This is a genomic window from Olsenella profusa F0195 (assembly GCF_000468755.1).
GTDB lineage: Bacteria > Actinomycetota > Coriobacteriia > Coriobacteriales > Atopobiaceae > Olsenella_F > Olsenella_F profusa.
In genome coordinates, this window is sequence record NZ_AWEZ01000067.1 from 14654 (window position 1) to 34211 (window position 19558).

At 62.8% G+C, this 19558-nt stretch carries 25 protein-coding genes; 1 reads left to right on the forward strand and 24 read right to left on the reverse strand.

What is annotated here, in order from left to right:
- Window positions 1-3: 3 nt before the first annotated feature.
- From rpsE to rplE, 6 genes are all read right to left on the reverse strand, one after another.
- On the reverse strand, window positions 4-525 hold the full coding sequence (gene rpsE, locus HMPREF1316_RS10830) for a 30S ribosomal protein S5 (protein WP_021727153.1): 522 nt from the start codon (window positions 523-525) through the stop codon (window positions 4-6).
- Between the two features lie 10 nt (window positions 526-535).
- Window positions 536-904 carry a 50S ribosomal protein L18 gene (gene rplR / locus HMPREF1316_RS10835; protein WP_021727053.1) on the reverse strand — a complete coding sequence of 123 codons (369 nt, stop codon included), beginning with the start codon at window positions 902-904 and terminating at the stop codon, window positions 536-538.
- Window positions 905-967: 63 nt separating this feature from the next.
- On the reverse strand, window positions 968-1504 hold the full coding sequence (rplF, locus tag HMPREF1316_RS10840; RefSeq protein ID WP_021727090.1) for a 50S ribosomal protein L6: 537 nt from the start codon (window positions 1502-1504) through the stop codon (window positions 968-970).
- Between the two features lie 27 nt (window positions 1505-1531).
- Window positions 1532-1930: a 30S ribosomal protein S8 gene (gene rpsH, locus HMPREF1316_RS10845; RefSeq protein ID WP_021727072.1), complete on the reverse strand. Its 399-nt coding sequence runs from the start codon at window positions 1928-1930 to the stop codon at window positions 1532-1534.
- An 87-nt stretch (window positions 1931-2017) separates the two neighbouring features.
- Window positions 2018-2203: a type Z 30S ribosomal protein S14 gene (locus HMPREF1316_RS10850; RefSeq protein ID WP_021727074.1), complete on the reverse strand. Its 186-nt coding sequence runs from the start codon at window positions 2201-2203 to the stop codon at window positions 2018-2020.
- A gap of 53 nt (window positions 2204-2256) precedes the next feature.
- Window positions 2257-2817, reverse strand: coding sequence for a 50S ribosomal protein L5 (rplE, locus tag HMPREF1316_RS10855; RefSeq protein ID WP_021727139.1), 561 nt, complete (start codon window positions 2815-2817; stop codon window positions 2257-2259).
- Window positions 2818-3873: 1056 nt separating this feature from the next.
- On the opposite strand from rplE, the gene HMPREF1316_RS10865 reads away from it, so the two are divergent.
- Window positions 3874-4692, forward strand: coding sequence for a hypothetical protein (locus HMPREF1316_RS10865; RefSeq protein WP_156901064.1), 819 nt, complete (start codon window positions 3874-3876; stop codon window positions 4690-4692).
- Window positions 4693-4975: 283 nt separating this feature from the next.
- Here HMPREF1316_RS10865 and rplX read toward each other — a convergent pair whose 3' ends face one another.
- The 18 genes from rplX to HMPREF1316_RS10955 all read right to left on the reverse strand — a co-directional run bounded on the left by rplX (window position 4976) and on the right by HMPREF1316_RS10955 (window position 19463).
- Entirely contained in the window at window positions 4976-5293 is a 318-nt protein-coding gene (gene rplX / locus HMPREF1316_RS10870) for a 50S ribosomal protein L24 (protein WP_021727076.1), read from the reverse strand.
- A 13-nt stretch (window positions 5294-5306) separates the two neighbouring features.
- A complete protein-coding gene (gene rplN, locus HMPREF1316_RS10875; protein ID WP_021727158.1) occupies window positions 5307-5675 on the reverse strand; it encodes a 50S ribosomal protein L14 in 369 nt (122 codons plus the stop codon).
- 81 nt (window positions 5676-5756) lie between these two features.
- Window positions 5757-6023, reverse strand: coding sequence for a 30S ribosomal protein S17 (rpsQ, locus tag HMPREF1316_RS10880; protein WP_021727119.1), 267 nt, complete (start codon window positions 6021-6023; stop codon window positions 5757-5759).
- A 15-nt stretch (window positions 6024-6038) separates the two neighbouring features.
- Window positions 6039-6254 carry a 50S ribosomal protein L29 gene (gene rpmC / locus HMPREF1316_RS10885; RefSeq protein WP_021727132.1) on the reverse strand — a complete coding sequence of 72 codons (216 nt, stop codon included), beginning with the start codon at window positions 6252-6254 and terminating at the stop codon, window positions 6039-6041.
- Window positions 6255-6683, reverse strand: a complete 429-nt coding sequence (gene rplP / locus HMPREF1316_RS10890; RefSeq protein ID WP_021727150.1) for a 50S ribosomal protein L16 — start codon at window positions 6681-6683, stop codon at window positions 6255-6257.
- Window positions 6683-7396, reverse strand: coding sequence for a 30S ribosomal protein S3 (gene rpsC / locus HMPREF1316_RS10895; protein ID WP_021727105.1), 714 nt, complete (start codon window positions 7394-7396; stop codon window positions 6683-6685). The genes rplP and rpsC overlap by 1 nt, the downstream gene beginning before the upstream one ends.
- A gap of 7 nt (window positions 7397-7403) precedes the next feature.
- On the reverse strand, window positions 7404-7766 hold the full coding sequence (gene rplV / locus HMPREF1316_RS10900; RefSeq protein ID WP_021727050.1) for a 50S ribosomal protein L22: 363 nt from the start codon (window positions 7764-7766) through the stop codon (window positions 7404-7406).
- Window positions 7767-7779: 13 nt separating this feature from the next.
- Window positions 7780-8040 carry a 30S ribosomal protein S19 gene (rpsS, locus tag HMPREF1316_RS10905; RefSeq protein ID WP_021727052.1) on the reverse strand — a complete coding sequence of 87 codons (261 nt, stop codon included), beginning with the start codon at window positions 8038-8040 and terminating at the stop codon, window positions 7780-7782.
- 26 nt (window positions 8041-8066) lie between these two features.
- A complete protein-coding gene (gene rplB, locus HMPREF1316_RS10910) occupies window positions 8067-8903 on the reverse strand; it encodes a 50S ribosomal protein L2 (protein ID WP_021727124.1) in 837 nt (278 codons plus the stop codon).
- Window positions 8904-9038: 135 nt separating this feature from the next.
- The gene (gene rplW, locus HMPREF1316_RS10915) at window positions 9039-9341 is read right to left on the reverse strand and encodes a 50S ribosomal protein L23 (protein WP_021727054.1); all 303 of its coding nucleotides are present in this window, start codon (window positions 9339-9341) and stop codon (window positions 9039-9041) included.
- A complete protein-coding gene (gene rplD / locus HMPREF1316_RS10920; protein ID WP_021727071.1) occupies window positions 9342-9968 on the reverse strand; it encodes a 50S ribosomal protein L4 in 627 nt (208 codons plus the stop codon).
- Window positions 9969-10010: 42 nt separating this feature from the next.
- Window positions 10011-10631 (reverse strand): 50S ribosomal protein L3, encoded by a 621-nt coding sequence (rplC, locus tag HMPREF1316_RS10925; protein ID WP_021727130.1) that lies wholly within the window; start codon window positions 10629-10631, stop codon window positions 10011-10013.
- A gap of 601 nt (window positions 10632-11232) precedes the next feature.
- Complete coding sequence (locus tag HMPREF1316_RS10930) at window positions 11233-12960, reverse strand: Ig-like domain-containing protein (protein ID WP_021727159.1); 1728 nt, start codon at window positions 12958-12960, stop codon at window positions 11233-11235.
- Between the two features lie 488 nt (window positions 12961-13448).
- Complete coding sequence (locus tag HMPREF1316_RS10935; RefSeq protein ID WP_021727163.1) at window positions 13449-14195, reverse strand: Spy0128 family protein; 747 nt, start codon at window positions 14193-14195, stop codon at window positions 13449-13451.
- 6 nt (window positions 14196-14201) lie between these two features.
- A complete protein-coding gene (gene srtB, locus HMPREF1316_RS10940; protein ID WP_021727164.1) occupies window positions 14202-15128 on the reverse strand; it encodes a class B sortase in 927 nt (308 codons plus the stop codon).
- Window positions 15129-16301 carry a DUF7601 domain-containing protein gene (locus tag HMPREF1316_RS10945; RefSeq protein WP_021727091.1) on the reverse strand — a complete coding sequence of 391 codons (1173 nt, stop codon included), beginning with the start codon at window positions 16299-16301 and terminating at the stop codon, window positions 15129-15131.
- 61 nt (window positions 16302-16362) lie between these two features.
- Window positions 16363-16932 carry a signal peptidase I gene (gene lepB, locus HMPREF1316_RS10950; RefSeq protein ID WP_021727098.1) on the reverse strand — a complete coding sequence of 190 codons (570 nt, stop codon included), beginning with the start codon at window positions 16930-16932 and terminating at the stop codon, window positions 16363-16365.
- On the reverse strand, window positions 16932-19463 hold the full coding sequence (locus HMPREF1316_RS10955) for a VWA domain-containing protein (protein WP_040652368.1): 2532 nt from the start codon (window positions 19461-19463) through the stop codon (window positions 16932-16934). Before HMPREF1316_RS10955 ends, lepB begins: the two co-directional genes overlap by 1 nt.
- Between the last annotated feature and the right edge of the window lie 95 nt (window positions 19464-19558).

The following is a 19558-nucleotide window of genomic DNA, read 5'->3' on the forward strand; positions in this document are numbered from 1 at the left end:
GCCTTACGCCTCCTTCCCGTTGAACATCTCGGAGACGGTGAGGCCACGACGGTCGGCGGCCTCCTCGGGACTGGTGAGGGACTCGAGGCCCTCGGCGGCAGCCTTGATGCTGTTGAGGGCGTTGTCCGTGCCGAGGGACTTGGACAGCACGTTGGTGATGCCCGCAAGCTCGAACAGGGGACGGACCGGACCGCCGGCAATGACGCCGGTACCCTCGATGGCGGGCTTGATCAGGACGCGGCCCGCACCGTAGTGGCCCTCGACGGCGTGGGGGATGGACCCACCCTCGGTGAGGGGCACCTTGAACATGCTCTTCTTGGCGTCGTCGGCGGCCTTCTGGATGGCCAGGGGCACCTCGGCGGACTTGCCCATGCCGATGCCAACGTTACCCTTGCCGTCGCCCACGACCACGAGGGCGAGCAGGCTCATGCGGCGGCCACCCTTGACGGTCTTGGACACACGGTGGATGTAGACTACGCGCTCCTGAAGATCGGAGTCATTCTGGCGCTTGCGATCACGTGGCATTCAAATCCTCCTAGAACTTCAGGCCCGCTGCACGGGCACCGTCTGCGAGAGCCTTCACACGGCCGTGGTAGATGCGGCCACCGCGGTCGAAGGTGACCTTGCTCACGCCAGACTTCAGGGCGCGCTCGCCGATGAGCTTGCCGACGAACTCGGCGGCCTCCTTGTTGGAGCCGATCTTGCCCGTGGCACGGAACTCGGGGCTCAGCGTGGAGGCGGAGCAGATGGTCTCGCTGGTCACGTCATTGACGACCTGAGCATAGATATGCGCGTTGGTGCGATGCACGGTGAGGCGGGGGCGCTTGGCGGTGCCAAAGACCTTGGCGCGGACGCGACGCTTGCGACGCTCGAGACCCGCCTTCTTTGCCTGGTACTTGTTCATTCGTTCTCCTTAGCTACGCCATCACCTGACGGGGTGATGGTCTTTCCTCTGGGCTGGTGAGGCTTACTTGGCGGCCTTGCCGAGCTTCCTGCGGATGTGCTCGCCCTCGTAGTGGATGCCCTTGCCCTTGTACGGCTCGGGCGGCCTCTTGGCGCGCACCTCGGCGGCCACCTGACCCACCTGCTCCTTGGAGATGCCCTTCACCGTGATGTGGGTGTTGTCGGGCACCTCGAAGGTGATGTTGTCGGGGCAGGCGTACGCGACGGGGTGCGAGTAGCCCAGCAAGAGGTCGAGGTCCCTGCCCTTGAGCGCGACACGGTAGCCGACGCCCGCGAGCTCGAGCTTCTTCTCGAAGCCCTCGGAGACGCCGAGCACCATGTTGTTGATGAGCGTGCGCGTGAGGCCCTGCTGGGCGTTGGACTCGGTGGTCTCGTCGTTGCGGACCACGCAGATCTCCTCGCCCTCCTGCCTGATGGTCACGAGGTCGGAGAACGTGCGCTCGAGCTCGCCCTTGGAGCCCTTGACGCTCACGTGGCCGCCGTCGATGGTCACGGTCACACCGGCAGGGACCGTGACAGGCTTCTTACCAATACGAGACATTGTCTCCTCCTTACTTCCTGTCAATCCTTACCAGATGTAGCAGACGACCTCGCCGCCGATGCCCAGCTTGCGAGCATCGCGGTCGCACATCATGCCCTTGGAGGTGGAGATGACGGCAGTGCCCAGACCACCCAGCACGCGAGGAAGGCCCTCGGCGGAGGAGTAGATGCGCAGGCCGCACTTGGAGATGCGCTTGATGCCGCGGATGATGCGGGCGTGCTTCCTACCGTACTTGAGGGTGACATGCAGCGTCTTCTGGGGCTTGGTGTCCTCCACCTCATAGGACTCGACATAGCCCTCCTCGCAGATGACGCGGGCGACCTCGACCAGCACCTTGCTCGAGGGCATGGAGACCTCGGGCTTGCCGGCGGAGTTTGCGTTGCGGATGCGCGTCAGCATGTCTGCGATGGGATCAGTGACCTTCATTGATTCTGTCTCCTTCGTTAGTGATGAACCAGCGCGTGCGGTTCACACGGGCCCCTGGCGGGTGTGCCTGCACGCGAGAGCCCCGACCTACCAGCTTGCCTTGCGGACGCCGGGAAGCTCGCCCTTGCTCGCGAGTTCGCGGAAGCACACGCGGCACAGGCCGAACTTGCGATACACGGAGTGGGGACGCCCACAGCGCTGGCAACGGCTCTGCTTGCGCGTAGAGTACTTCGGCTCACGCGACGCCTTGACGATCATCGATGTCTTAGCCACAAATCCTCCTTCAGGAAGAGGCCCCGGCTCCCCGGGGCAACTTGCACGTTTGGTTAGTCCTGCTTGAACGGGAAGTGGAAGGCCTCAAGCAGCGCCTTGCCCTCCTCGTTGGTGTTGGCGGTGGTGACGATGGTGATGTCCATGCCACGGGTGTGGTCGACCTTGTCGTAGTCGACCTCCGGGAAGATCAGCTGCTCGGTGACGCCCATGGAGAGGTTGCCGCGGCCATCGAACGACTTGGGGCTGATGCCACGAAAGTCGCGGATGCGCGGGATGGCGATGGCGATGAGACGGTCGAGGAACTCCCACATGCGGTCGCCACGGAGCGTGACCTTGGCGCCGATGGGCATGCCCGCACGCAGATGGAAGGTAGCGATGGACTTGCGGGCGCGGGTGACCAGGGGCTGCTGGCCGGTGATGGCGCGCAGGTCGGCAATGGCGCCGTCGATGGCCTTGGAATCGGTGGCCGCCTCGCCGACGCCCATGTTCACGACGATCTTCTCGAACTTGGGAACCTGGTTGACGTTCGTGTACGCGAACTTCTTCTGGAGCTCGTCACGCACGGTGGCGACATAGCGCTCCTTGAGGCGCGGGACGTACTTCTCTTCTGCCATGTGACACTCCTTGACTCTTGGGGTCTTAAGCACGGGGTTGGCCACTGTTCGGTTACCCTCGCACCTCCTGGCCTGGCATGCCAGGAGCCATATGTGCCTGACCTGGTCGAGACAGAATCGTCCCCACCCAGTCATACGGATTGTAATGGTACGCGTTTGGGAAAGCGATTGCCAGCGGGCATGGCCTGCATCCACCCTCCCCGTGGCAAATCCACAATTGCCAGCCCTGTCGGCCCTGATGAGCCCCCATCGCGCCCCGCCCTTCCCATGCCTGCAGCCCCTGGCGACAGGCAGGGATCCGTACTCTGGCGGTGCGGGGAGCGAAATGGCCCCAAGTGCGTGCTGGCCTCGCGTCCCATCCCCGCCAGGAGAGCATCCAGCGAGCCCACATAGGGAAAGGAAATCTTCTTTCGTTGCAAAAACAACGCTTTGGCCCAGCTGAGCGCACCGATCTGCACCTTCTAGGGACCCAACACCCGCTATGCAGCACGCACTTGGGGCCATTTCGCTCCCAATCGCTCACTCTAGGCTATAACTGCGCGTCGATCAATCCGGGAAAGAACCATACACCTCCTGTCAGACACGTGCAGCAATCCACCTTTCTTTAAGGTGCCGCTCAAGGAACCACTGAGCGAGTAGGGCTTTCCCCTCCATGCATCCCCTATGGTCTTTGTACTCTGCCAGATGAGCCGGGGGGTGCCCATGATTGTCGTCTCACATGAGAGTGCGCTTGCCCTGTGGCGCTCGACCGCCGAAGAGCCGCGGGGCATTGACGTACACGCATGTGATGGGATCTTCAGCCCCGTGTTGGGTGCTGGGCAGAGGATCGACCGACGCGCAGGCGGGGCACGGGCCACCTGTGGCTTTTGGCAGCGACATCAGCGAGAGCCTGATCCTCAGTACCAGTTAAGCCCCCGTGCATGGCCCGGGAAGCAAGCGTCCCTCACCGCAGGCGCGTGCCGTTGTGCCCTGGGAGAGCTACACCACCTGCGCCACGCGATCGAGGTCGATGGCATCACACATGTGCTCTGCCCCTCTCGGTCTGGACGCACCGACGTGCCTGACATCAAGGCGCACCTGTGCACGAGGAAGCTTTCCGGCAGGGACCTCTACGTCCTCACGGATGGCGTGCTCGTCTGCAGCCCCGAACTCACCCTCCTTCATCTAGCGCGCGGAGCCACCCAAGCCAAGGTTGCGCTTCTGGCAACAGAACTCTGCGGCCTTTACAGCCTGGATGAGACGACACGGGATACTGGCGCGGGGTTCAAGGGCAGAAAGGCACCCCTCACACAGCCGCGTCTCATCGCGCACATGCTCGATCGTCATCCGGGTGCCCCGGGAAGTCCACTGCTGCGTTGCGTGCTCCCATTTGTCGCACCCTATGCCGCCTCCCCCATGGAGGCCAAGATTACCCTGCTCCTCTGCCTCCCCCGAAGGTGGGGAGGGTACGGTCTGCCGCTCGCCAGCCTGAACGCGTCCATAAGGCTCTCGCCTCAAGGCGAGGTGCTGATGGGGCTCCCCGCCATTGCGGGTGACCTCAGCTGGCCCCAGTCTCATGTGTCCATTGAGTACGACAGCACGGCCGCGCATGGCATCAGCATGCGCGGCACATGGATGACGCACAACGACGTCAAGCGAACTATGCGTGAGGTCGAGCGACGTCGCAAGCGCGACGAGACGAGGCTCTCGGCCCTCAGTGCATCGGGTTGGCAGGTGTATCCCCTGGTCGACACCACGGTGCATGATCGCGAGGCACTTGACGCCGTCGCGCGTGCCGTCGCCCGAAAGCTAAGGAGAAGGCTCAAGCGGGACACGGCGGAGTCTCTGGCGCATCAGATGCGTCTCCGAAAGGAGCTCGGGTTCGAGCGCTCATGATGTGATGTTTAGCCATACGATGGCGGCAGAGGAGCGAAATGGCCCCAAGTGCGTGCTCGGTTGTGTGTTCATGACGCGTCAGCGGTGTCCACGGATGGCAAAAGCCCAGGATTGGGATTTGCTGAGATTCGTGAAGGCGGCAGATGGCTCCCGATTTCCCGATGGGGCCGCCTTACGTCTCGATGTCGGCACGCACTTGGGGCCAGTTCGTTCCCTCAAGAACACAAAAGGGTGCCCCGGTCTCAGCCGGGGCACCCAGAACGTTCGCCTATGGGATCAGGAGCTAGACTTCCTCGCCGGACCTCTTGGCGTAGCGAACCTTGGTGCCGTTCTCGTCGAAGCGATAGCCAACGCGGGTGGGCATGTCGGTCTTGGGGTCGATCAGCGCGACGTTGGACACGTCGATGGCGGCCTCCCTCTCGACGATGCCACCCTGCTCGCCCATCTGCGTGGGCTTCTGGGCCTTCTTGACCATGGCGACGCCACGGACGACGACCTTGCCCGCGGTCGGGATGGCGCGCACGACCTCGCCGCGCTTGCCCTTGTCCTTGCCGGAGAGGACCTCCACCTGGTCGCCCTTCTTGATCTTCATCTTAGGCATGCTGCTCACTCCCCTACAGCGTCTCGGGTGCGAGCGAGACGATCTTCATGTACTTGCGATCGCGCAGCTCGCGGGCCACGGGCCCGAAGATGCGCGTGCCCTTGGGCTCGCCGTCCTTGTTGACCAGCACGCAGGCGTTCTGGTCGAAGCGGATGTAGCTGCCATCCTTGCGGCGCTGCTCCTTGACGGTGCGCACGATCACGCAACGGACGATCTCGCCCCTCTTGACGCCACCGCCGGGAGTCGCCTCCTGTACGGCCGCCATGACGACGTCGCCCAGGCCAGCGTAGCGGCGCTTGGAGCCACCAAGGACCTTGATGCACTTCACACGCTTGGCGCCGCTGTTATCAGCGACGTTGAGCATGGTCTCCATCTGAATCATTGCGGTTTCCTTCGAACTCTCTCCCCCAAAGAGGTGCGGCCACGCGAGCGCCGCACGTTATGGGAGGGCATGGATGGGTCGTTACTTGGCGCGCTCCACGATCTCCTCGACACGCCAACGCTTGGTCTTGGAGAGGGGACGGGTCTCCATGACGCGCACGGTGTCGCCGAGGCCACACTCGTTCCTCTCGTCATGGCAGTGGAGCTTCTTGCGTACGGTCATCATCTTACCGTACTTGGGGTGATGCTTGCGGTACGTGACCTGCACCGTGACGGTCTTGTCGCCGGAAAGTGAGATGACCTCACCGGTGCGAACATGACGTGCGTTCCTGCCTTCGGTTTCTGCCATTTCTCATCTCTCCTGCTACTTCTCAGCAGCGGACTGCTCCGCTGCAATCTGACGAGCACGCATCTCGGTCTGGACGCGGGCGATGTCACGCTTGACGATGGTCACGCGTGCGGTGTTGTCCAGTTGGCTGGTTGCCATCTGGAAACGGAGGTTGAAGAGCTCCGCGCGACCATCCTCGAGCTTCTGGGCGAGCTCCTCGTCGGAGAGCTCCTGGACGTCCCTGTACTTCATCTACTTTGCCTCCACGTCCTGATCGGCGCGGGTAATGATCTTGGTCTTGATGGGAAGCTTGTGCTGCGCCAGGCGCAGGGCCTCCCTGGCAGTCGCCTCGTCGATCTCGCCAATCTCGAACATGACGCGACCGGGCTTGACGACGGCCACCCACTCCTCGGGGTTACCCTTGCCCTTGCCCATGCGGGTCTCGGCGGGCTTCTTGGAGACGGGCTTGTCCGGGAAGATGGTGATCCATACCTTGCCGCCACGCTTCATCTGGCGGGTCATGGCGACACGGGCGGCCTCGATCTGACGGTTGCTGATCCAATGGGCCTCGAGGGCCTGGATGCCCCACTGGCCAAAGTGCAGCTCGGTGTTGCCCTTGGCCTGGCCCTTCATGGAGCCACGCTGCACCTTACGGTGCAGGACACGCTTGGGAGCTAGCATTAGCGGCCCCTCCTCTCGTTGCGGGAGCGACGGGGACGGCTGGAGCCCTCGAGCTCGGGATGCAGCGCAGGCTGTCCCTTGAGCTGCTCGCCCACATAGATCCACACCTTGACGCCACAGGCACCCATGGTCGTGCGGGCAGTTGCCTCGCCAAAGCCGATCTTGGCGCGCAGGGTGTGCAGGGGCACGCGGCCCTCGCGGTACCACTCGCGACGGCCCATCTCGGCGCCGTTGAGGCGGCCGGAGCACTGGATGCGGATGCCGAGGGCGCCCGCCTTGCGCGCGGACTGGACGGCCTTGCGCATGGCGCGACGGAAGGCCACACGGCCCTCGAGCTGCTCGGCGATCGACCTGGCGACGAGCTGGGCGTCGATCTCGGGGCGCTTGACCTCGATGACGTCCACGTTCACATGGCCCTTCTCCACGCCGGTGAGCTTCTCGAGTTGGGAGCGCAGGACGTCGATCTCGGCGCCCTTCTTGCCGATCACGATGCCCGGACGGGCGGTGTAGATGGTGATCCTGAGCTTGTCGCCGGCGCGGTCGATCTCGACGCGGGAGAGCGCGGCGGAAGCGAGGCGCCTCTCAAGGAACGTGCGAATCTCGAGGTCGGAACCGAGCGTCTTGGCATAGTTCTTCTTATCGGCGTACCAACGGGAACGCCACTGCTCGGTGACACCGAGGCGGAAACCGGTAGGCTGTACCTTCTGACCCATGCTTTCCCTACGCCTCCTTTCCAGGTGCGACGACGATGGTGATGTGGCTCGTGCGCTTGTTGATGCGCGAGGCGGAACCCTTGGCGCGCGGACGGATGCGCTTGAGCGTGGGACCCTCGTCGACAGAGGCGCGCTTGATGACCAGGTTCCTGCCGCGCAGGCCGTTGTTGTTCTCGGCGTTCGCGACAGCGGAGTTGATGGCCTTGGCCACGGGCTCGGCGGCGGCACGCGTGGAGAACTGTAGCGCCTCGAGCGCCTGTTCGACGCCCTTGCCACGAACCATGTCCACGACCATGCGAACCTTGCGGGGAGCCATGCGCACGTACCTCGCGACGGCCCTCACCTCGTTGGAGGAGGTGTTGTCTGCCATGTCTCAGTGCCCCCTAATCCTGCTTGTGGCCACGGAAGGTGCGGGTCTGGGAGAACTCACCCAGCTTGTGGCCGACCATGGACTCGGTGATGTACACGGGTACGTGTTTGCGACCATCGTGGACGGCAATCGTGTGACCCACCATCTCGGGGAAGATGGTGGAGGCACGCGACCAGGTCTTGATGACCTCCTTCTTGCCGGACTCGTTCATGGCAGTGACGCGCGCAAGGAGGCGAGTCTCCACGAACGGACCCTTCTTGAGACTTCTGCTCATGCTTTCGATCTCCTAAGGCTCGTGTGCTACTTGGAACGACGACGACGGATGATGAGGTGGTTGCTGGCCTTCTTGGGGTCGCGCGTCTTCTTGCCCTTGGTGGGGACGCCCCATGGGGTGACGGACGGACGGCCGGACGTGTGGTTCTTGCCCTCGCCGCCGCCATGCGGGTGATCGACCGGGTTCATGACCGTACCACGGACGGTGGGGCGGACGCCCTTCCAGCGGTTGCGCCCGGCCTTGCCGATCACGATGTTGGAGTGCTCGGCATTGCCGACCTCGCCGATGGTCGCGCGGCAGGTGAGCAGCACGCGACGCAGCTCGGAGGAGGGCATGCGGAGCACGGCGTAGCCGTTGTCCTTGCCCATGAGCTGGATGGAGGTGCCGGCTGCGCGCGCCATGGCGGCACCCTTGCCCGGCTGGAACTCCACGGCGTGGATGAGCGTGCCCACGGGAATCTCGGAGAGGGGCATGGCGTTGCCGGGCTTGATGTCGACGTCGCTGGTGCCCGAGAGCACGGTGTCGCCCACCCTGAGACCCTCGGGTGCCAGGATGTAGGCCTTGGCGCCGTCAACGTAGTGCAGAAGCGCGATGAGGGCGGACCTGTTGGGGTCGTACTCGATGGTGGCCACCTTGGCGGGCACACCGTCCTTGTTGCGCTTGAAGTCGATCCTGCGGTACTTGCGCTTGGTGCCACCACCCTGGTGGCGGGTGGTGATGTGGCCATTGTTGTTACGGCCGGCCTTCTTGTTCAGCGGCCCGAGAAGCGACTTCTCGGGCGTGCTGGTGGTGACCTCCGCAAAGTCGGAGACCGTCTGCCAACGACGACCAGCGCTCGTGGGCTTGAGGTGCCTTACTGCCATTACTCGCTCCCTTTCTTCCGTTGGCCGTCACGTCCAGGGAGTTGCGTGACGACACCGGATTACCACGGTACCGCGCGTATCCATCATGCGCGGCATGCAAGCCCGCAGGCACGGGGCCTGCGGGCGGATTGCCAGCTAGTCCTCCTGGGACTGGTTGTTGGCGAAGACCTCGATCTGCTCACCGTCGGCGATGGTGACGATGGCCTTCTTCCAGGTTCGGGTCTTGCCGGCGACGTAGCGCACGCGCTTGGTCTTGGGCTTCACCCACATGGTGTTGACCTTCTTCACGTGGACGTCGAAGAGCCTCTCGACGGCATCCGCGATCTCCTCCTTGGGAGCGGTGCGGGCGACCTCGAAGCTGTACTTGTTCAGGGACATCTGGTCGAAGGAACGCTCGGTGACGATCGGACGGATGATGACCTCGTACGGGGAGTTCATTTAAGCGAGCACCTCCTCGAGCTGCTTGGCGACGGCGGTGGTCATGACGAGCGCACCGTTGTCGAGGAGGACACGGGTGTTGGCCTCGGAGGCGCCATAGACGACGACCTTGGGGAGGTTGCGGAAGGACAGGTAGGTGATGACGTCGTCATCGTCCACGACGAGGGTGACGCGCTTGCCCTCGAGCTCGAGCGCCTCGATGACGGCGGCAGCCTGCTTGGTGGACGGCCTCTCGAAGGAGAGGTCGTCGACGAGCACGAGCTCGGCGTCGGCGACCTTGCCGGAGAGGGCGGATCTCATGGCCAGCTTCTTCATCTTGTTGTTGGCGCGCTTGGTGTGCAGGTGTGGGGTGGGGCCGAAGGCGACGCCGCCACCCGCCCACTGCGGGGCGCGGATGGTGCCCTGGCGGGCGCGGCCGGTGCCCTTCTGGCGCCAGGGCTTCGCGCCGCCACCAGAGACGGCAGAGCGGTTCTTGGTGGAGTGGGTGCCCTGGCGCAGCGACGCCTCATAGGCGACGACGACCTGGTGCATCACCGGGACGTTCGGCTCGATGCCGAAGACGCTGTCGGAGAGCTCGACCGTGTCGGTCGCCTTCCCCTGCGCGTTCCTTACTTCGATCTTGGACATGCTGTTCTCCTTGGTAACCTAGGGTCTACGTGACGTGGGCCCTTAGGCCATACGGACCTGGACGAGGGCGTTCTTGCCGCCAGGAACGGCACCCTTGATGAGCATGAGGTTCTGCTCGGCGTCGACGCGAACGAGCTTGAGGTTCTTGACGGTGACGCGCTTGTCGCCCATATGGCCGGCCATGTGCAGGCCCTTGCGGACGCGGGCGGGGTAGGCGCACTGGCCGATGGAGCCAGGCTTGCGCTGGTTGCGGCTACCGTGGGTCATGGGACCGCGAGAGAAGTTCCAACGCTTGATGGTGCCCTGGAAGCCCTTGCCCTTGGAGGTGCCGATGACATCGACGGCCTTGATGTCGGCAAAATCCTCGACCGTGACCTTGTCGCCGCACTTGTGCTCCTCACCGGGGGCAACGCGCACCTCGCGGAGGTAGCGCATGGGCTCAACGCCGTGTGCGTCAAAGTGACCTTGGGCGGGCTTGTTGACGTGCTTGGGCTTGATGTCTCCGAAGCCGATCTGGACGGCGTCGTAGCCGTCAGTCTCCTTCGTCTTTACCTGCGAGACGGTGCAGGGGCCGGCCTGGACGACGGTGACGGGAACGACGTTGTCGTCCTCATCCCACACCTGCGTCATCCCGATCTTGCGGCCAAGGATGGTGCTAACCATACGCTTTCCTTACCCTCGGTGGTCATGGGACCTGTGAGACAGCTCCTCTGCCCTCCCCAGCGGACCACATCCTGTGTTGCTACACCGCAGGTAGATGTCCTGGACACAGAACGACCCCCTGAGTGCAGCTCGTTTAGTGTACATGCTCGCACGCTCGTTCACAATCTCTGCGCACAACTTTTTTGGCGTTCTAGCTGCAGCTTGAGTATCCACGGCGTCGGGCGTCTCCCTGGCCGCACGCGGGGGAGGCGCACGGGAACTGCGCGAGGCGGCCAGGCCTCGTCAGGCGCGCGATGCACGTATCGAGGTGCCGTTGGAGCGTTTTGGGCTGAAGTGCGTGATGGCTGCGGGGCCAAGGGGGCAAAATGGGCGATTCCATCGTCTTGGGATCCCGTCGGAGGCTGTGGTGGCATCCATGTAGGTACATAACCGCACATGATGGATGCATTTGGATGGGGTCTCGGCGTAACCCATCACGCACTTCAGCCCAAAACGCTCCACTGCGGCATAAGATCGAAGGCCCCGTATGGCAGGAGGGCCCACATCCCTGTGGGCCCTCCCTGCGGCACGTCAGCCCCGCGCTCGTGCCTGTCTGTGCCCGTTACTGTTCGCGCCTGCGCAGGAGAGCCGCAAGGGCGATGCAACCGGTGGCTGCCAGGGCGGCAATGGCCGCGATGGTCATGATGCGGCCGGAGTCATCACTCGTCTGGGGCAGGTTGTCGCTCGGCCGTCCCGACGCGGGGGAAACGGGCGTGGTGGGCGTATGGGCGTTGGTGATCGTGAAGCCCGTCGTCGCATCGCCCGAGACGGTGGCCGTGTAGCCCTCGGGCGTGCCCACTTCCTGGACGGTGTAGGCGATGTCGCTGCCATCCTCCCTCTGGAGCAGGTCCGTCCAGGTATGGGTCCACTGGTTGTCGGCACCCAACGTGACGGGGTCGCCCACGGGCTGTCCGTTGGCGTACAACTGGACCAAGACGGAATCCGGACGGATGCCATCCTGGTCGTTCGCGTCATCCCAGGCCTTCGTGACCGTAACGGACGTCCTGATGGGCCTGTCAACGACGGTCTGCACGGCCGCGCCGGTGCCGTCCACCGTGAGCGTATATTCCTGGTCGTTCAGCTCGTAGCCCGCGGGAGCGATCTTCTCCCTGACCGTGTACGTGCCCTGCCTGAGGGCGCCCGAGGTCACCGTGCCATCCGCGCCCGTCGTGAGGTCGAAGGTCGACCCATCGGGGGACGTCACCGTGAACACAGCGCCAGCCAGCGGCGTCGTGCCATCCTCATCCACCTTGGTGATCCTGATGACGCCGGTATGCTCCCCGTCACCCGTACCGCCTGAGGCCGCAAGATGGTGGGATGCGGTGGACGTGTAGGTCCTGGTGCCGCCCGTGAGAGTCATCCTGTTGTGCAGCGTCATCCCCGGCGTATAGGTCGTGCTGTACTGCAGGAAGTAGGCGTCGCTGGTGTCCCCAAGGCTCAACGTGAACGACTTTCCGTCGGGCGCCATCTGCAGCATGCCATCGGCGACGAGCTCATCGGAGGTCCAGCTCTGCAGGGTGTCCGTGACGTCACCGTACTGTGAGTAGTTGACCTTCCTGAGGGAGAAGCTGTCGGCAACGTACGTCTGGTTCTGGCCGTCAAGCGAGTCGGTGATGGTGCCATTCTGCAGAGGGGACTTGCTCAGGTTGATGCGCGCCTGCCACGTTGCCTGGTTGGGGTTGTCCGTGGAGTCGACGCCCCACTTGGCCAGGTGCTCCTCCGTGATCGGCTGGGACCCGGTGACGACGACGCCCGTCTGGGCCGTCGTGGAGTGACCCGAGACCTCCCCATTGACCGTCACCGTAAAGGTGTTGGGGCTGTCCATCTTGACCTTGGTCTCATCAAAGCGGGAGGCCAGGTGCATGGTGCCCTTGACGTTGTACCTGTTCTCCACCGCATCGGAGAAGACGACGTGCACCGTGCCGCCCGTGTCACCCGCACCTGGATCGACCGTGGCATGGGCCACGACGTTGCCCTGCGTGTCCGTGAGGTCGAATTCGCGCGCCGTCGTGTCGGACGGGAACCTCATGTTGTCGGGCAGGGTGACGTCGAAGTAGTCGCCCGCATGGACGTCCGTGCCGTGGCTACTGGCATCCCAGTCCATTGCCAGGTAGAACGTGCTCGTGTGAAAGACCGAATCCACGTCCTGGTGTTCCAGGTTCTGGATCTTGAGACTCGTGATCGTGGTGTCAACCACCTTGCCCGCCGCATGGGCGGGGATAGGCATGAGCACCCCCATGCCCAGCGCAAACACGAGCACCGTCAGGAGGCGCAGTCCCCATCTTACCATTCTTCCTCTTCCTTTCCCGGAAACAGGCCCAACGCACAGCCAATGACAGCGAGCCACCAGCTCCCGCAATGACCCGTCGTGGCGACACGGAGCATAGGATCAGTCCTCCCCACGAACAGACGCGAAATCCGCCGTGCCCAGCTCACACACGCGAACCACCTGCACTTCCCTTCACATCTCCATATAAGGACAAGCGCAGACGTCTAGCAGTCAAGACCCTATCCATAGCTTTGTGTCAGCTTCGATGACACTGTCCTCTTACTGAAGTAGAACATAGTGTTCCATCAAACTCCAGGTCAATGGATGTTGCTGGGAAGACATAATTATCACTAAGCAACCATCAACCTCAATTGGCTATCAGCTTTCTGCTTCTCAGTTGTTTATGGGAACCGCCCTGATGCCATAGGTGTGGCCGTCGGAGCAAGAAAAGGGTCGAGCAGCTCTGCTCGACCCTCTATCGACCGACCCTGTTGCGATCGTCTGGGACGTTACTGGTGACGCGCCGCGCGCTCCCGACGTCTCCGGGATATACCCAGCACGAGCGCGATGGCACCGACGACGCAGATGCCCAGGCTCAGCTGAATCAACCCCCACATCGCATCATTCGTCTGGGGAAGCCTGAGGCCTAGGATCGTGGGGCCTGCCGGGGGATTGCTCTGCGGCGTCTCCCCGCCCACGAACGAGTGGTCGAAGGCAACGCCATCGAGCTTATCGCCCGAGGACAGGTCCTTGACCGTCACCCAGCCCAGCTTGAGACCACCCTCGTCATCGTTCTCTATGGCGACCGTGATCTCCCACACGGTTCCGTCGACCGTCATGCCGGGCGTCGCGGAGGCGTCGGTCACACAGCGAAGCTGGTAGGTATACACGCCAATGCGCGAAAACGCGAGGTCGCCGGTGGGCGTCGCGGTGCCTGCGGAGAGCGTGATCTCATATGATGCGTCACCATCCATGGTGAACGCATAGGTGTCCCCCTGCGCGCCGCTGGGCAGGGGAGCCGTCGCGTCCATGCGCCTGAGCTCATAGTCAAAGGAGGTGTCCAATCCCGCAGGAATGGCACCAGTCTTCGATAGGCTCTGTGTCACCTCAATGGTGCGTGGTTCAGAGTATGCATCGGTGGCCGCCCATGCACGGGAGGGGGCGCAGTGCAGCGCAAGCATGAACGTGAACGCAAGGGTCCCAAGTATCGCAAGAACCTCGTCCCGCGCGCGTAGCTGTCTCGTTGTCGTGCCCATGACGCCTTACTCCTTCGAATCACTGTCCGTGGCCTTGGCTCGCCTGCGCGAGGGTGCTCCGACAACCCAGGCGATCAGCAAGAATATCAGCAGCCCAATGCCAATCCGTGCCCACAGAGCCAGACCCTTCCTCCCTGTGTCTGACAGCGAACGATCGACTGCCTGCTGAGCATAGGGATTGTCATACGTCTGATCGGTAATGCGACCGACCACGACATGCCGTTGGTTCGTCCCTGAGCCACATGTCGAAAGAACGAGCATGTGGTCACTTGCCTGCAGGCCATCGTCCACCCACTGCGTCGCATGTTCCTTGAGATAGGCAAGGAATTCTCCCGTGGAGGGGGATGAACCCACAGTCGTGCTGTACACCACCTCATCGTGGGCATCCACCAGCAGATACGCGCACACCTCAACGCCATGGCCCATGCCACTGAAGTAGATGTTGCCGTACCGGTGCTGCTGAAAGAAGTCAGCGTCCCCATATTTGTCAAGATCGCCAAACATGAGGGAGTTCTCCATGTGGTGGCCGAAGATGACCGTACTTGCATCCGAGAAGTCCCGCGCGTTGCGCCAGTCTAGGAACAGGGATCCGGAGAGGGCAAACTCACCCTTAGGGTTGGTGTTGAGATACCCCTCGTTATCCTTGCCTTGGACGAGCGGGTAGTCGACCCCCGTGCCATAGAGCGTGAGCCATCCGACCACATCGGGGTTCATGGCCTGAAGCTCCGCAAAGCTCGGATCGTCATCGGATGAGGGTCGATATGAGGCAAAGGTCTCCTCCCCCGCCTGATCCTCCACGCGATTGTTGTCAAGTACCGAATAGGCCGTAAAGAGAACCACGAGCAACAGCACGGAAAGGACTATTCCGTCGACCAGCCAGTTTGTGAGCCGGATGGCCCCCTTGGCCAGCCGACGGAATAGCGCGTGCTGCATTTACCTCTCGAGCTTCCTCTTGGCGGTGCCGTAGAGGACCATGCCCGCGACGGCAACCGCTCCCATCAGGACGAAGGGAAGGTTGTTGACGATGAGGCCGGTGGGGGTGATGTCCTGGTACTTGTTGGTCATCGTGCCGGTGTTGGTCTTCTCGCCGACGAGCACGCCCTGCTGCGTCGTGACGTTGTTGCCGTTGGCGACGGCGGCATAGGACTGCGTGTAGCCGTCGACGGAGGCCTCGGAGATCTCGTACTTGGTGCCAACGAGGAGATTGGCGAAGGTGACGCCCTGGGCATCGGCAGCGGTGAACGTGATGGTGCGGCTCGTGGCGCCAGCGGCGACCGTGCCCGCATCGGTGATGGTGGCACCGCCCTTGACGACGGGGTTGATGGCGTTCAGGACGTCAGCGGCCGTCTTGCCGGCAGGCAGGACAGAGGGAGCCGTGAAGGTGACGGTGAACGCAAACTGCTTGCTCTTGTCGCCCTGGGCACCCGTGACCGTCTTCGTGACCACAAGGTTCGTGTTGGGATGGTTGGGGTTGTCGGGGTTGTCGGGGTTGTCGGGGTTGGGGTTGTCCGGCTGGTCGTTCGTGTTCTCGGTGTACTTGTTCTGGTCGAACGGGATCGTGTCACCGGAAACCTTGTCGTCGTTGGTGGTCGTGGCCACATCGCCCTTGGCAACGACGACGGCACCGAACTGGAAGCCGCCACCGTCCTTGGGCACGACGGTCGCGATCAGCGTATAGGTCTGGCCATCAAACTGGAACTCGCCATTGGAGGGGCCATTGGTGACGCTTTGGTTCTCCTTGATGGTCCAGGCGTACACGCCGGCGTGCGTGAAGTTGCTCGCGTCGGTGGCGCCACCAAACTTGATGGCACCCGTGCCCGTGTTGTTGGCCGTACTCGTCGCATCGCTGAGCGTGATGTCCTCAACGGTGGCGGCCGGACCGTCGGTGTAGGTCTGCTCGCTGCCGTTGCCCGTGCTCAGGGCCTTGGGCGTGATGGTGTAGCTGAACGTGGCGGTAACCGTGGACCCCTCGTTCATCTGGAGGGTCTTCCGTACCTGGGGCACCTTGGCGGCATCCGCCGCAAACGCCGGGCTCGCAAACCCAAATGCCGCAGCCGCAAGTGCCATGACAAGCGCCAGCGCGGTCCACCTTCTGCTCTTTCTCATACGTACACGTCCTTTCGCTTGTGCGCGTTCCCGCGCCCTACCTACCATATGTAAGCGGATGTCAGAAGTTCCTTCTTCTCACAACCGTCATTACCTTGCCTTCGGTTCCCGATTCAATGTCCACCGGACCGTACAGCCTGCTGTCCTTCGACCCGGTGCGGTTATCGCCCATGACGAACACCTGGCCCTCGCCTACGGTTATGGGATACGAGATCCCTGCCGTGAAGGGCAGCGTCTCCGCATAGATGCGGTCCTCGCTCTGGTGGTATCCGTTCACCACCAGCCCGTCACTCGTGAAGTCGACCGTGTCCCCCGCAACCGCAATGACCCTCCTCAGCTCCTTCGTGCCCCCATCGTCCACCACGATCACATCACCTGCCGCATACTCCTTCTGCAGCCGGTAGTAGACGATGAGGTCCCCCTCTCGAAGCGCGGGATCCATGCTCCCATCAGGCTGCTGGACCATGCCAAAGAGGAACACGAAGACCATTGCGACGAACCCAAGCACAAACGCGACCTTGAGGACAAGGAGCACGAGCTCCGCGACAAGGGAGGGTTCGTGCGCAGGGGCGTCAGCCTCACCGGTGGCGTCCCTCGCTGGCGAGGCCGCATCCATCACATGCCGAGGCATCACTCCCCTCGCCTGAACTTGAACCGGAACCTTGTACCAGCAACGCTCAGGGCTGCCAGAATGGCACCAACCCCAATGAGCAAGGGCGCATGGGAGCCGCCCACCGAGCCAACGAGGCCGGTGATTGGCACGTCCTGCTTGCTGTTCGTGAAGCTCACCGTCGTGTCGCCCGCGAGCGAGAAGCTCGACTCAACGCCCGTGCCATCGGTCGCGGTGCCATTGTCAACGGTATAGCTGGCGGAATAGCCATCGGCGTTGGTCTCCTTGATGGTGACGTGGTCGCCAGGCAGCAGTACCTTCCCGTCATCGGGGGCAATGCCCTCCTGCTCGCCATCCGCAAGCGATGCCGTCCTCTCGAGGATGGTCTCACCGCCACGTGTGACCGTCACGTCAAAGTCGAACTTCTTGGTCCTGTCTGACAGATCACCCGTCACGCCCTTCTTGACGGTCAGGGAGGGTATCTCGCGATTCGAGACGATGACCGGCGTGTCAGGATCATCGTGCCGAATCGCGAAGGTGTTGGTGTCCTGCCCATACACGGTGACGGTGGTGCTGTAGTCGCCTGCGCTCGTGCCCGACGGATACCCGGTCTCCGCAACCGTATAGGTGTCCTCGAGACGCAGGTTGGTCATGACCTTGCGCTCTCCGGGCCTCAGGTCATACGTCTGGTCATATCCGTTGCTGCTGGTGACGTGAATGGCATAGGTCTGGCTGGGATCATCACTCGTCACCTCGTTGCCCTGCTTGTCATAGAGCCTCTTCTCCACGACGAGCAGCGTGGGATTGACCTGAGGGATGGGGAACGGGGAATCTTGGCGGTGCCCCGTCGTATCGATATAGCTAAGCCTGGCGTCGCCATTGGTGGCATACATGCCATCGGTGGGACTGGCATCCAATATGCTGTCATCGACCTCGACGCGATAGTGCAGCTCGGCATACTTGACGTCGGGATGACTCGCGTCGATGGGTGTCGTGAGCGTGCCGAGGTCGTCCCAGTGCAGCCTCTTCTCGTTCGCATCGTAGCTTGCCGTACCCTGCGTGGCGGTGATGTCCGCGATGCTGCCGCCCGGGACGCTGAAGCCCGTCCCCAGGGGATCCGTCACCGATGCATCCTGCACCGCATCATTGATCCTACCGGCGATATCCTGATAAATCTGACTCAGGTCGGAAGGGCTTGCGGTGTAGCTGTGATTCGGGGTGGCAATGTCCTGGAGGATCCCCGTCCCCCTGGGGCCGGCCTCCAGGGCGATCGTCCACATGGTGGACCCGTCGTCCTTGGCAAAGCCAGACTCGGCTATCGCGCTGTTGCCATTGTTGTAGCGTGCCTCACGTCCTCTGTACCAGCCATACTGCTGTGTCAAGGTACCACCGTTGCCCACTCTTGACGTGTGGTCGAACTGTCCTTCTGGCACCGCCGTAGAGGTCTCGTAGTGCCCGCCGACGGCAGTCAGGTAGTCGTTTGGGCTAAGGATCCCATAGCTGTACGTCGGCTCGCCGTCGGACAGCAGCACGATGTTCTTGATATCAGCCGTCGAGCTGGCAAGCAGCTGCCTCGCCCGGTAGATACCCGCCTGGGTAAAGGTGCCGCCGTTGGCGCGGAGGCCATTGATGGCCCTCTTGAGGGCGGCGGCGTCATTCGTCAGCTCCTGGTTGGTCTTGACAACGGAGTCGTAGGAGACCACCGCAATGTGCGTGTTGCTGCCACCACCGTTGGACAGCAGCGTGTCGACGAAGCTGTTGGCCGCCTCCCGTGCCTCCTCGATACGATAGTTGTCCCGCATGCTGCCCGAGGTGTCGATGACGAGGACGATGTCACTCGTCTTCCTCGAGTCCTTGCCCTCCACGCGCAGGGTCACGTCCCATGTGTTGACCATACCCGGAACTGGCGTGGCCGTCTTGAAGAGCATGACCTCGCCCGGGCTCTGGGGATGGTCGGTCCCTATGGTGGGACCTGTTGGCGAGTTGCCTCTCATAAGCTGGGCGTTCAGGCGGTTGCGCAAGCCATTGCCGGTGCCAAAGCCAGGCGCGGTGGGTGCACTGTAGTTGTCCGGAAGCCCTGTGGACGATTCGGGACCCGTGAGGTGGTCGAGGTTCTCCCCCTTCGTGGGATCGGAATCATCGACCGTACCCCGTCCGTCAGCGGTGTCAGTCCCCTTGGCGTCGGCATTGGTCCCATCCGCGGCCACGGCCTTGAAGTTCGCGACATACGCGGCCGTCTTCTTGGGAGGTGTGAAGGTAGCGTCGGTGCTCACCTCCTTGCCATCGCACGTCCAGTCAACGAATGCGTAGCCATCGGAGGGCCTGGCGGTAACCGCAGCCACATCGCTGGCATCTCCAACGGCAAATGTCTGAGTCAGGGCGTCCTGTGGATCCAGCGTGCCGCCCTCGCCAGCCGTAAACGTGATGGTCACTGTTCCCGACGTGGCATCCTCAGCATACGTCCTCACGGTGGCACCACGTGCCATCGCGAAGCATGCCACGAGAACGATCGCGGTCAGAGTTATCCAGACCTTGGCAAACCTCTTTCTCATCACTGCAACCTCTCGTTTGGCTACGTCCTAGCCCGTACGCCCGTGTGAGATGACTTTAGAAACCTTAAAGAACGTGCCACGAACCAATGTCGAGC